This is a genomic window from Amycolatopsis sp. NPDC051371, from assembly GCF_040682155.1.
Classification (GTDB): Bacteria; Actinomycetota; Actinomycetes; order Mycobacteriales; family Pseudonocardiaceae; genus Amycolatopsis.
Genome location: NZ_JBFBAG010000001.1, coordinates 192,416 through 204,836, shown reverse-complemented (window position 1 = coordinate 204,836; position 12,421 = coordinate 192,416). Strand labels below are relative to the sequence as shown.

Below are 12,421 nucleotides of genomic sequence, written 5' to 3'. Positions count from 1 at the left end.
GCGAGCATCTCGGCGCTGGAGAACACCGCAGGACCGCGCTCAGCCGCCGAAGGCCGCCAGAGACCCGGCGAAGGACGGCGGCAGGGGTTCGCCCGCCGTCGGCAGCCCCCGCCAGCCCGGTCCGGCCGGCCGGACCGGCACCCCCTCGGCACTCAGCGCGTGCAGGATCCGCACGTCCGCGGACTGCGAAGTCATCGACCACAGCACGACGTCCCTCGGGACGAACCGCGCGGACAGCACGCGCAGGACGTCGAGCGAGACCAGTCCGCCCAGGAACATCGCGGGCGCGCCGTTGTCGCTCAACGCCGCGCTGAGCATCTTGACCGGCAGTTCGTGGCGCTCCGCGGGCCCGCACACGAACAGCACCGGCGCCTGCCCCGTCCGGGCGGGCGCGGGGGCCGGATACCGGTCCAGCGCGCCGGACGCCGCGGTGGCCAGCGCCCATTCCGCGGCCATCGCGTTGCGGTCGCCGCGGCGGGCCCAGCGTTCGCCGATCGCGCGCAGAACCGGTGCGACGACGTCGGTCCACGTCTTCGCGACGCCGAGGCTGCCGAGCGCGTCGTCGACCAGGCCGCCCATCGCCGGCAGGTCGAGGAGCTCGGCGGCCTCGGCGAGCCCTTCCCGGCGTTGGTGCGCGGTCGTGGCCGCCGCGGAGCGGGACAGCACCAGCCGGGCGGCTTCGCGCGCGCCGGTCCCCTGGGCCTGCAACGCCCGCATGCGCCGCAGCTGCTCGACGTCCCCGGGCGTGTACCGGCGGCGGCCGTTCTCCTCGCGCAGCGTGGCGCCGATCCCGTACCGCTGCTCCCAGGTGCGCAGGGTCACCTGCGAGACGCCCAGCGCCCGCGCGACCTCGCTCGAGCCGAGCGATCGCGTCCCCGCCGTGTTCACGCGGCCCGGTCGGCGGCCAGCGGCGCGGTCATCGCCCACCGCACGGCCTTGACCAGCGCACGCCCGGCCAAGCGCACCGCCGTCGCCTCCGCCAAGGGCGCGTACGGCACCCGCAGCTGCGGCCGCGTCCACGCCGGCAGCATCCCGACCGCCGAAGCGGCCAGCACGGCGTACGGCACCCGCGCGGCCCACGGGATCGGCGGGGTCAGGAGCAAGAACCGCGCCGCCTGACGCGCCTCCGTGGTCCCGCGCAGTTCCGGCCGGTACGCGGCGAGCGCGTCGTCGAGCTCCGACCGCGTCCGGGGCGGCTCGGGCACCCCGAGCTTGCGGGCGATCACCGCGGTCTCGGCGATGTACCGGTCGCAGCCCTCGTCGTCGAGGGGGTGCGCGCCGTAACGCTGGTGGGCGCGCAGGAAACTGTCGATCTCGGCGATGTGCACCCAGGTCAGCAGGTGCGGATCGGCGGCCCGGTACGGCTGCCCGTCCGGGGAGGTCCCGGCCACGCGGCCGTGCACGCCCCGCACCACCCGGACGGCTTCCTCGGCGTCGCCGGCCGTGCCGAACGTCGTCACGGCGAGGAACGTGCTGGTGCGCTGCAGCCGCCCCCACGGGTCGCCGCGGTACCCGGAGTGCGCGGCCACGGCGGCCATGGCGAGGGGGTGCAGCGACTGCAGGAGCAGCGCCCGCAGGCCGCCGACGAACATCGAGGTGTCCCCGTGCACGCGGCGGATCGGGCTGTCCGGTTCGAACCAGCGCGGCCCGGGGCTGTCGTGGATGCGCGCCCGGTTGCGGGGGCCGTCCGGACCCGCGACCCGCGCGAAGAGCGCGTCACGGACCTGGGCGCGCACCGCGGACATCCCCGGTGGTGAAATCGTCGCCATACGCGCTCCAGATGCGATGCAGACCCGGACGGGCGTTCTCCGGGGCAGGCACGCAGTCTAGCTGCGCTTTTTCCGCTCAGGAAGTCATCCTCCCCGGCTTCCGGGCCGGGCGGGCCACTGCGCGGTCGGCGGCAGGCGGCCGACCGGCCTACGTTTGCATCGACCCTGCGTCGGTGCGGAAGGTGGCTCACGAGTGGTGAACGAGCGGCGATGCGCGGTGCTGGGCGCCACCGGGTTCGTGGGCACGGCGCTCGTCGACGATCTCACCGCCGCCGGCCACCCGGTGCGGGTGCTGGCCCGCTCGCCGCGGCACCGCTTCCCCGGACCCGTCGAGGTGACGCGCGGGGACGCCGCCGATCCCGCCGCGCTGAAGGCCGTCATGGCCGGCGCGGACGTGGTCTTTCACCTGGTGCACTCCCTGCGTGAACCGGACTTCGCCGGCCGCGACCGCGTCATCGCCGAACGCGTCGTCGCGGCGGCCGCCGAGGCCGGTGTCCGGCAGCTCGTCTACCTCGGCGGCCCGCGGCCGGCCGCGGCGACGTCGGCGCACCTGGCCTCGCGGTCCGAGGTCGCCGGCATCCTCCTCGCCGGCCCGGTCCCGGCCCTCGTGCTGCAGGCGTCGATGATCCTCGGGCGCGGCTCCGCCGGGCTCGAACTGCTGGCGCGCACGGCCCGGCTCCCGATCCGGCCGCGGCCGCGGTGGACCGCCCGCCACAGCCGGCCGGTCGCCCTCGCCGACGTCCGGCACTACCTGCGGGCAGCGGTCGGCGTCGCGCCCGTGAGCGGCCGGTTCGACGTGAGCGGTCCGGAGCGGATCAGCTACCACGACCTGGTGCGGCGGTGCGGGCGCGTCCTGCGCCGGCCGGCGGCGCTCGCGGTGCCCGCCCCGCTGTGGTCGCACCAGGCCGCGCTGGTGGCCGGCCTGACCTCGCCGGTCCCCGCGTCGGTGGCCGGACCGCTGTTCAGCTCCCTCGACCACGACCTGCTGCCCGCCGACACGCCGGCGGAGGCGGTCCTGCCGCCCCCGCCGGGCGGCCCGACGAGCCTCGACAACGCCCTGCGCGCCGCACTCGGCGCCCCGGCCGCCGCCACTCCGGAAGGGCGCGCGCACGTCGGCGAGCACACCCGCTACACGTCCGCCGGCCCCGACGCGGTGTGGGACGTGATCACCCACCTGGGCGGCGCCGACGGCCGGTTCCCGCCCGGGCCCGCGTGGGCGCTGCGCGGCGTGCTGGACCACGCGCTCGGCGGCGTGGGGCTCTACCGCGGCCGCTCGCCGCGGCCCGTCCCCGGCGACGTGCTGGACTTCTGGACCGTCCGCCACCGCGACGACACCCGCCGCGAACTGGTCCTGGGCGCCGAAATGCGGCTGCCCGGCGACGCGGAGCTGACCCTGCGCGCCGAACCCGCCGGCGAGGGAACGCGGCTGCGGCAACGGGTCCGCTTCACGCCGACCGGCCTGTTCGGCGAAATGTATTGGCGTGTCCAGAAACCCGGACACGACTTCGTGTTCGGCCTGCTCGCGCGCTCGATCGTCCGCGCGGCCGGGCAATCTTGACTGACTGGGCACAGCTCTGGCCGTCCCTGCGACACTACGACCGAGGGAGCCGGACGACCACACGGCCGGGCGTGATCAGCCGAGTGGCCCAATCCGTCGGTTTCCGCCCGGTGTAAGACGGGACGGTGTTAACTTCCGTCCGTCATCCGCTGCCCGAGCGAGGTGTTCCAGTCACCGTGACAGTGCACACGGACAAGTTCGCCGCCTACCTGCGCATGTTGAAGGACCGCAGCGGGCAGGGTTACGAACGTCTCGGCAGGCAGGCCGGGGCCAGCGGCTCCAGCCTGCACAGGTACTGCTCGGGCAAGAGCGTGCCGGCCGACTACCGCGTGGTCCACTCGTTCGCCAAGGTCTGCGGCGCGTCCGCGGAGGAGCTGCGCGAACTGCACCAGCTGTGGGCCCTGGCCGACGCCGGCCGGGTCGACGAGGTATCGCCGGAGCAGGTCGAGACCTCGCCGTCGGCCGCACCCGGCGACGACCTCGCGCGGCCGCCTCGCAGACGCTGGTCCGCGGCGGCGGCCATCGCGATCGTGGCCCTGCTGGCCGGCGGCCTGGCCTGGGCCACCGCCGACCGTCCCGGGCCGGCCGCCGGCCGGTACGCCGACCGGATGCTGTTCTCCGCCGCCTGCCAGCCGCCGGTGAGCATGGGCCAGCACGACGAGTGCGTCACCGAGGTGCAGAACCTGCTGGTGGCGGCCCAGGGGCGGCTGGCGGTCGACGGCTCGTTCGGCCCGGAGACGCTGCGCCGGGTCACCGCGTTCCAGGTGCTGGCCGGCCTGCCCGCGCGCGGCGTGGTCGACGAGGCCACCAAGAACGCGCTGTACGACCGCCGGACGAGCCTCGCGGGCTGGTCGGCGGCCATGGTGGAACAGCGGGTCCGGGCCGTGTTCACCGAAGCGCCGGACACCGCGGTCGCGATCGCCCGCTGCGCCTCGTTCCTCGATCCGCTGTGGGTGCTGCCGAACACGAACGGCAGCCGCAACTGGGGCGTCTTCCAGATCTCCGACGCCCGCCTGCTGGACCTGGGCGGCACGCCGCGACAGGCGTTCGACCCGGTCTGGAACATCGACGCGGCGCACCGCCTGTGGAGCGCGCACCACGACTTCCACGACTGGCCGTCCTGCTCTGCGGCCCTGCAGAACCCCCAGTCGCACTGAGCGCACAGGGCGAAGCCCGCGCCCTCCAAGGAGGCGGCCCGGGGAGCGGGCCGAGGACGCGGGCTTCGCGGCACGTCCGGGGATCGCCGACGCCGGAAACCCGCGGAGTTCGGCGGGTTTCCGGCGTCAGACCCCCAGTCGCCGGTCAGACGGTCCCGTTCTCCCACCACCACGCGCGGCCGAGGTCGGCCCGGCTGTCCACGTGCTGGTGGTCGGTGTTGTAGGTCTCCAGGCCGGAGAACCCGCTGGTCTCGGCCTTCTGGTAGACGGTCTTGTTGGCCACGCCCGGCACGTCCAGGTCGGCCGCGGTGCCGTACATGTGCATGCTGTCGCTGGCCCCGCCGATCTCCGCGTTGTGCGCGATGCTGCGGAACCCGGAGTTCACCGTGATCGCCTTGTTCCCGAGCTTCTTGCGCACCGCCTCCAGCTTGTACATGCAGCGGCGGGCGTTCTCCTTGGCGGTGGCCGCGCTGACCTTGCCGCCGTTGAAGGTGCCGCTCACCCGGTCGGTGAACTCGCTGAAGTTGAAGTGCGCGGTGGACCCGTCACTCTGCTCCAGCGCGTTGAGCGCGGCCTGGGTGGCCGGGCCGACCTGGCCGTCCGCGCCCAGGCCGTAGGCCGCCTGGAACCGGCGGACCGCCGCCGCCGTTCCCGCACCGAACTCGCCGTCGATCGAGACCCGGCTGTGGCTGGGCGAGTCGGCCGCCCAGCCCGCGACGCGGATCTGGAGTTCGGTGACGTCGGCGCCCGTGTTGCCCTGCACGAGGGTGCGAGACCACGTGTATGCCTGGGCGGTGCCGGACAGCAGCAGCGGGCTGATCACCGCGGCCGTGCCGATGACCGCCGCGCCGCGCAGCGCCGTGCGGCGACTCATGGGGAGACTCATTCTCGTCCTTTCCTAGCGGGGATTCAGCGGTTCGCGAGCTGGTCGAGATCGGCCTGGGTGCCGTTGAAGACGTCCCCGGTCGCCGGCGCGGGGATGCCGTCGGGGATGGCCGCGTCGGTGTACTGCCACATCAGCCAGGTCTTCGACCCGGCGGGCAGCGCCGGCTGCGTGACGGACTGGCGGTAGTCGGCGAGCTGCATCGGATACGCGGCGAGCGCCGTGGTGCCGCCCAGGCACGCGTCCAGGAACGACTTCTGGGTGTAGATGATCGGGGTCCGGCCGAACGCCGCCTGGACCTTGTCCAGCCACGCCTTGGCGTCGGCGACGGTGACGAACGGCGGGCAGCCGCCGGACCCGTCGTCCTTCCACTCCAGGTCGAACACGGGCGGCAGGTCGCCGGCGCGTTTGCCGGTGTACCCGGTGGCCCGCACCGCGGCGATGAACCGGTCCGCCTGCGCGCCGCCGGTGCCGGCCGCCGTGCCCGTGTAGAAGTGGTACGGCCCCACGGCCAGGCCGGCGTTGCGGGCGGCGGGCAGGTCCGTGGCCAGGTACTCGTCGGTGGTGTTCAGGCCGCGGGTCGCCTTGACGGTCGCGAACTCGACCCCGGACGCCTTCACCGCGCCCCAGTTGATCGGCGCGCCACCGGGGTGCTGGTACTTCGCGGTGTCCACGCCGTCGATCGGGCGCCCGGCGGGCTTCGGTGGCGTGCAGTAGGTGTTGCGGCTCGACCAGTCGGCGACCTTCGCCCAGGTGGTGGGCCCGGCAACGCCGTCGGCACTGGCGTTGACGCAGTGCTGGAACTGGATCACCCGGTTGCGGGTGCCGTCACCGAAGTTGCCGTCCACCGTCAGCGGCGGGTAGTGGCCCGGCTCCATGGCGAGGTTCAGCCGGCACTGCAGTTCCTTGACGTCCGTGCCGGTGGAACCGCTCTGCAGGGTCGGCCGGGCCGTGGAAAGCCCGCACACCACGCTTTGCGCGGTGTCCGCCGTGCCCTGGGTGGCGCACTTCTTCGGCTTCGCGGACCACGAGTTCAGCGCGGCCCACGTGTTCGGCCCGATCTGCCCGTCCACGCTCAGGGCGGCGCACCGCTGGAACACGCGCACCCGGGCGTCGGTCGCCGCGCCGAAGGAACCGTCCGCGCCGATGGGCGTGTACCTGCTCGCCTTGGTCGCCAGGTTCAGTTCGCACTGCGCCTCGGCGACCTCGGTGCCGGTCGCCCCTTGTTTCAAGGTGGGCTGGGCACTGGTGTGCCCGCACACCGCGACGGGTTCGGCCGCGACCGCGGTTGCGGCCGCGGCGGGGACCACCAGCAGCACCGCGACGGCCAGAGCGAGTTTTTGCATGACGAGGAGGCTGGCAGTGCTCGCCCCGCCGGTCGCCGGTCGGCGACCGACTCGGGATGCCGGGACAGTCCCACCCCGCCGGACCAGCGGGAACGCCACCCCCGTGGGACGTCGCTGGGACGCCCCGGGAAAGCGGCACCGCCCGGGAATCGCCGGATCGCTCGTCCGACCAGGGGAATCGCGTCGGCGATTCACCGGAATCGCCGCACCGATGTGTGATCGTGTTACCCCCGGAATTTCGACGGGAGCGCGGTTCCGGGGTCTGAGGAGGCGAATCGCCGTGGCCGTCACCGTGCACGCGGATGTTCCGCTGGTCGGCCGGGATCGGGAACTACGACGGCTGGTCGAGTGCGCCGGCCGGGTCCGGACCGGTGGGGCCGCCGTGGTGGTCGTCGAAGGTGAGGCCGGGATCGGGAAGTCGCGGCTGGCCGCGGCCGCGTTGCGGCGGGCGCGGGCGGACGGCTTCACCGGACTGCGCGCCGGCGGGGCACCGCTGCAGCGCGACCTGTCCTACGCCGTGGTGGTCGAAGCCTTGCGGCCGCTGGTGCACGGGCCCGCCGCCGACGTCGCCGCGCTCGTCGACGGGCTGGGCGATCTGGCCCGGCTGTTCGACGGTCTCCCCGTCGCCCGCCCCGCGGCGCTCGGCGACGCGGGGTTGGAGCGCACCCGGCTGTTCGAAGCGGTGTGCGGCCTGGTGCGCCGGGCGAGCCGGCGGGGGCCGCTGGCCGTGCTGGTCGACGACCTGCAGTGGGCCGACTCCGAATCCCTCGCCGTCTTCCACTACCTGATCCGGGGGCTGGCCGACCGTCCGATCCTGTTCGTCTTCACCTGCCGTCCCGGCGAGTCGCGGCGGGAGGTCCGGGAGCTGTTGACCGCGTTGCGGCGCAGCGACGTGCTGACCGAGCTCACCCTGCGGCCGCTGGGGCAGGACGCGGTCGGCTCGCTGGCGCGGGCGCTGCTGGGCGGCGAGCCGCCCGCCGCGCTGTTGCGGGCACTGACCGGCCGGGCCGGCGGAGTGCCGCTGTTCGTCAAGGAACTGGTCGGCGCGCTGGTCGACAGCGGCACGCTGGCGCGCTCCGGCGACCGGTGGGTGCTCGGTGCCGGGGACCTGGCCCCGATGCCCCGCGTGGTCGGGGATCTGCTGCGCGGCCGCATCGAAACCCTGCCGGCCCCCGCGCGCCCGGTGCTGGAGGTCCTGGCCGTCTTCGGCGGCCGCGTCACCCACGCGTTGCTGCGCGAGGTCGTGGCCGACGACGCCCTGCTGCTCGACGGGATCGCCCGGCTGCGGGCCGCGCACCTGGTCGACGAGCAGGGTGCTCGAGGGCGCGGTGGTGTACCGGGTCACGCACGCGTTGCTCAGTGAGGTGGCCTACGACCTGCTCCCCGCGGCCGCCCGCGGCGAGCGGCACGCGGCGGCCGCCCGTGCCGTGCTGCACACCGCTCCCGGCGACCTGCGCGCTCTGGCGTTCCACGTCCGTGCCGCCGGCGAAGAACTGGCGGCGGCGCAGGCCTTCGACATCCTGGATCGCGCGGTCCGCGAAGCGATCGCGGCGAGACGGGGCGACGAGGCGGCGGCGAACGCGCGCGCCGCCATCGCCGCGGCGACCCGGCTCGGCCGCACCGAGGTGGTCGTCGGCGAACTGACGCGGCTGCTGGCCGAGGCCAGCCGGCTCGCCGGCCGGCCGGAGGACGCCCGGAACGCCTGGCTGGCCGCGGCGGACCTGGCCGGCGACGACGTCCGGACCCGGGCGCGGTGCGTGGCCGACGCCGCCATGGCGGAGTGGGAACTCGGCCACGTCGACGCCGCCGAGGCGCACCTGGCGCTGGCCGCCGGAGCCCTCGTCGGCGTGCCGCCCGGCCCGGACCACCTGACCGTCACCGAGGCCCGCGTGCGGGCCGCCGGCCGCCGCGGCGACACCGCCGCCGAGCGGCGGCTGATCGCCGAGCTGGATCACCTCGTCGAAGCGACGGGGTCGAGGCGTGACCGGGTGAGCGCGGACGTCCACCGGATCGCGGCGGCGTTCACCGGCGGCGATTTCCGCACCGGCCTCGCCGGGGTGGATACCTTGGTGCGCAAGACCGACGAGCTCCAGGATCCGGTGCTGACGGAGCTGGCCACCCGGTCGGTCTTCATGCTCCTGCTCAACGGCGGTGACCTCGCGCTGGCCCGGGCCCACGCGACCCGGGCGCTGGGCGGGGCCCGGCGGGCCGGGGTGCCGACGCTGGAGGTCGTCCCGCTGCTGCTGCTCGGCTTCGCGGACCTGTTCCGCGGCCACTGGGACGACGCGATGGCCCGCTCCTTCGACGTCCTGGAGCTGGCCCAACGGGTCGGCATGGCCCGCGGCGCGGCGTTCGGGCTCGCGCTGCAGGGCCTGCTGCTCGCCCGGCGCGGCCGGTTCGACGACGCCGAAAGCCGGGTCGCGGAGGCCCGGGCGGGCTACGGGGACTGGCCGGACGTCGACCGGCGGGTCTCCACCGTCCTGGACCACGTGAGCGTGGAGGTCGTCCTCGGCCGCGACGGCGCGGCGGCCGCGCTGGGCCCGGCCGCCGCCCTCGTCGCCGGCCGGCCCGTTCTCCTGCCGGTCGCGCTGGCCATGCTCGGGCACGCGGCGCTGGACGTCGACGACGTCGTGACCGCGCGCAAGGCGGCGGACCGGCTCGAGGCGCTGGGCGACGAGGTGCGGTACCCGGCCGCGCTCGCGCTGTGGCTGCGGGGCCGGATCACCCGCGACCCGGCGTCGCTCGACGCGGCCGTCGAGCGCCTCGCCACCGCGGGGATGATCTACGACGAGGCGGTCGCCCGGCTGGACCGAGTGGAGCTGCGAGCGGACCGGCGCGAACCGGCGGCCGGCCTCACCCGGTGCGTCGAGGTGCTCGACGAGCTGGGCGCGCGGCCGCAGGCGGACCGGGCGAGGCAGCTGCTGCGCCGGCTGGGGCAGCACCCGGTGTCCCGCCCCACCCGGGCCAGGCCGAGCGAGCTGAGCGAACGCGAAGAAGAAGTCGCCCGGCTCGTCGCGCAGGGCCTGTCCAACGCCGAAGTCGCCGGACGGCTGTTCATCAGCAAGCGGACGGTCACCACCCACCTGCAGAACATCTACGGCCGGCTCGGTTTCGGCTCCCGCACGGCGCTCACCCGCTACGTACTCGAGCGGCTGCCCGGAAATACGTAGTCCGGCCGATGCCGCGCTCCCGGCGTAGTCGGCGACGGTGGACTCACCCGATTCGCGAGGAGTCCACGATGACGACGTCCCAGGCCGTCCTGCTCCCCTTGGCGCAGGCCACCGACAGGCACCTCGCCGGCACCAAGGCCGCCACGCTCGCGGCGCTGGCGGCGCACGGGTTGCCGGTGCCCCCGGGCGTGGTGATCCCGGCCGGGGTGTTCGCGCGGTCGGTGGCCGCCGCCCGTGAGCCGCCGGCCGCGCCGCTCGAACTGCCCGGCGACGTGCTCGCCACGCTCGTCGAGGCGGTCCGGCCGTGGGGTGACGTCGCGCTCGCCGTCCGCTCCTCCGCGGTCGCCGAAGACCTGCCCGGCGCCTCCTACGCGGGGCAGTACTCCACGGTGCTCCGCGTGCGGGGCGCGGACGCGCTGCGGGCGGCCGTGCTGCGGTGCTGGACGTCCGCTTTCGGTGACCGGGTCGTCGCCTACTCGGGGGGTGCGGGCGAAGACCCGGCGATGGCGGTGCTGGTGCAGCCGATGGTGCCCGCGGCCGCCGCGGGCGTGGCGTTCACCGCGGACCCGGTCACCGGCGAGCGGGACGTCGTGGTGATCGACGCCGTGCCCGGCCTGGCCGAGCGGATGGTCTCGGGCGAGGTGACGCCGGAGCGGTGGACGGTCCGCGCCGGCCGGGCCGACCGCGAGCCGGGCGCCGAGGCCGCGCTCGATCCCGGCTCGGCGCTCGCCGTCGCGGAACTCGCCCGCACCACAGCACGGTTGCGCGGCTCGCCCCAGGACGTCGAGTGGGCCATCGCGGACGGCGAAGTGGTGCTCCTGCAGGCACGACCGGTGACCGCGCTGCCCGTCGCCCCGGTGCCGCTGCCGGTCGAAGTACCGCCCGGCTACTGGACCCGGGAGAGCAGCCACGCGCCACTGCCGTGGACGAGGCTGACCCACGCGGCCTACCAGCCGCGGATGACGGCGATCCGGACCGCGGTCGCCGAGCTGGGCTTGCTCATCGACGGGGTGGACCTGCGCGACATCGGTGGCCTGGAGTACCTGCGGGTCGTCCCGCTCGGCGGCCGGGACCCGGTCCGGTTGCCGGACTGGGCCGTGCCGCTCGCCTTCCGGCTGGTTCCGGTGCTGCGGCGGCGGGTGCGCACGTGCGTCGCGGCGATCCGGGCCGACCTCCCGATGCACCACATCGACCTGTGGACCGGCCAGTGGCGGCCGCGCCTCGAAACCTGCGCCGCCACCCTGCGGGACATCGATCTCGGCCTGCTCGACGACGACGCGCTCGTGCGGCACGTCGAGTCGGCGCTGAGGCTGTTCGGCCTCGGCTTGTCACTCCACTTCCGGCTCCACCTGGCGCTGGCGATGGTGCTCCGTGAGCTCGCGCTCGCCTGCCGGGAGCTGCTCGGCTGGGACGACCAGTCGTGGTTGCGGCTCGTCGCCGGCACCTCGGTGCGCTCCACCGAGCCGGCCCGCGCACTGGCGGAGCTCGCCGCCCACGTCGCCGCCCGCCCCCGGCTGCGCCGGCTCGTCGAGGACCCGGCGTCGGACGTCCTCGCCGAGGACGCCGACTTCGCCGCGCGGTTCACCGGCTACCTGCGCCGGTACTGCTGCCGCACGTTGAGCTACGAACTCGCCGAGCCCGCCATCGACGAGCGGCCCGACCTGGTTCTCGCGCTGCTGCGCCACCAGCTGGCCGCCGGCTACGACCCCCGGGCGCGGGACCAGGAGCTGGCCGGGCGGCGGGCCGCTGCCGCCACCGAAGCGCGGGCCGTCCTCGCCGGCCACGACGTGGCCGACCGGGAGCGGTTCGAAACCGCCTTGACCCGCGCCCTCGCGGCCTACCCGGTGCGCGAGGACAACGAGTTCCACACCGTCAGCGCCCCGGGCGCGCTGGTGCGCCGCGGGGTGCTGGAGCTCGGCAGGCGGCTGACGCGCCGCGGCCTGCTCCCCGGCCCCATGGCCGCCTTCCACTTGCGCCCACCCGAACTGCTGGCAGCGTTGCGGCTCGGCGACGACCTGCACGCACTGGCCGCGCGGCGGGCCGGCGAGCGGATCTGGGCCATGGCCCACCCCGGTCCCGCCGCTTACGGCACCCCACCGCCACCACCGCCGTCGATGACCTCCCTGCCCGCGGAAGCGCGGTTCGCCAACGAAGGGTTCCTCTGGACCCTCGACCGGATCCTCGCCCCCGTGCCGGAACAGGGCACCGACGAGCGGGTGGTGCGCGGGATCGCCGCGTCACCCGGCAGCTACACCGGCGTGATCCGCGTGATCCACGACGAAACCGGGCTCGGCCGGTTGTGCGCCGGCGAGGTCCTGGTGTGCCCGATGACCTCGCCCGTCTGGTCGGTGGTGTTCCCGAGCGTCGGCGCGCTGGTCACCGACGCCGGCGGAACCCTGTCCCACCCGGCGATCATCGCGAGGGAATACGCCGTACCGGCCGTCGTGGCCACCGGCGACGCCACCACGCGGCTGCACGACGGCCAGGTCGTCACCGTGGACGGCACGAAAGGCCAGGTCCGGATCGTCCGGTGACCTG

General features: G+C 75.1%; 9 protein-coding genes. 5 read left to right on the top strand and 4 right to left on the bottom strand.

Annotated features, from left to right (window positions below):
* Positions 1-39 precede the first annotated feature (39 nt).
* Positions 40-888 carry a MerR family transcriptional regulator gene (locus AB0M59_RS00875; RefSeq protein WP_364606376.1) on the bottom strand — a complete coding sequence of 283 codons (849 nt, stop codon included), beginning with the start codon at positions 886-888 and terminating at the stop codon, positions 40-42.
* The gene (locus AB0M59_RS00870) at positions 885-1,769 is read right to left on the bottom strand and encodes an oxygenase MpaB family protein (protein WP_364606373.1); all 885 of its coding nucleotides are present in this window, start codon (positions 1,767-1,769) and stop codon (positions 885-887) included. Before AB0M59_RS00870 ends, AB0M59_RS00875 begins: the two co-directional genes overlap by 4 nt.
* 196 nt (positions 1,770-1,965) lie before the next feature.
* Between AB0M59_RS00870 and AB0M59_RS00865 the strand changes: the two genes are divergently transcribed.
* A complete protein-coding gene (locus AB0M59_RS00865; protein WP_364606370.1) occupies positions 1,966-3,327 on the top strand; it encodes a DUF2867 domain-containing protein in 1,362 nt (453 codons plus the stop codon).
* A gap of 176 nt (positions 3,328-3,503) precedes the next feature.
* Complete coding sequence (locus AB0M59_RS00860; RefSeq protein ID WP_364606367.1) at positions 3,504-4,484, top strand: helix-turn-helix domain-containing protein; 981 nt, start codon at positions 3,504-3,506, stop codon at positions 4,482-4,484.
* 145 nt (positions 4,485-4,629) lie between these two features.
* On the opposite strand, the gene AB0M59_RS00855 is transcribed toward AB0M59_RS00860, so the two are convergent.
* Together AB0M59_RS00855 and AB0M59_RS00850 are read right to left on the bottom strand one after the other, a co-directional pair.
* Entirely contained in the window at positions 4,630-5,358 is a 729-nt protein-coding gene (locus AB0M59_RS00855) for a D-Ala-D-Ala carboxypeptidase family metallohydrolase (protein ID WP_364606364.1), read from the bottom strand.
* A 35-nt stretch (positions 5,359-5,393) separates the two neighbouring features.
* Positions 5,394-6,713, bottom strand: a complete 1,320-nt coding sequence (locus tag AB0M59_RS00850; RefSeq protein ID WP_364606361.1) for a GH25 family lysozyme — start codon at positions 6,711-6,713, stop codon at positions 5,394-5,396.
* A 280-nt stretch (positions 6,714-6,993) separates the two neighbouring features.
* Here AB0M59_RS00850 and AB0M59_RS00845 point away from each other — a divergent pair, with 280 nt between their 5' ends.
* From AB0M59_RS00845 to AB0M59_RS00835, 3 genes are all read left to right on the top strand, one after another.
* Positions 6,994-8,076, top strand: coding sequence for an AAA family ATPase (locus AB0M59_RS00845; RefSeq protein WP_364606358.1), 1,083 nt, complete (start codon positions 6,994-6,996; stop codon positions 8,074-8,076).
* Positions 8,027-9,883, top strand: a complete 1,857-nt coding sequence (locus tag AB0M59_RS00840; RefSeq protein ID WP_364606355.1) for a LuxR C-terminal-related transcriptional regulator — start codon at positions 8,027-8,029, stop codon at positions 9,881-9,883. The genes AB0M59_RS00845 and AB0M59_RS00840 overlap by 50 nt, the downstream gene beginning before the upstream one ends.
* 68 nt (positions 9,884-9,951) lie before the next feature.
* On the top strand, positions 9,952-12,417 hold the full coding sequence (locus AB0M59_RS00835; RefSeq protein ID WP_364606352.1) for a PEP/pyruvate-binding domain-containing protein: 2,466 nt from the start codon (positions 9,952-9,954) through the stop codon (positions 12,415-12,417).
* Positions 12,418-12,421: the final 4 nt, after the last annotated feature.

Excerpts from the sequence above, each read along its gene's own strand:
- AB0M59_RS00870 (WP_364606373.1), bottom strand. The coding sequence starts at position 1,769 with ATGGCGACGATTTCACCACCGGGGATGTCCGCGGTGCGCGCCCAGGTC.
- AB0M59_RS00855 (WP_364606364.1), bottom strand. The coding sequence starts at position 5,358 with ATGAGTCGCCGCACGGCGCTGCGCGGCGCGGCGGTCATCGGCACGGCC.
- AB0M59_RS00850 (WP_364606361.1), bottom strand. The coding sequence starts at position 6,713 with ATGCAAAAACTCGCTCTGGCCGTCGCGGTGCTGCTGGTGGTCCCCGCC.
- AB0M59_RS00835 (WP_364606352.1), top strand. The coding sequence starts at position 9,952 with ATGACGACGTCCCAGGCCGTCCTGCTCCCCTTGGCGCAGGCCACCGAC.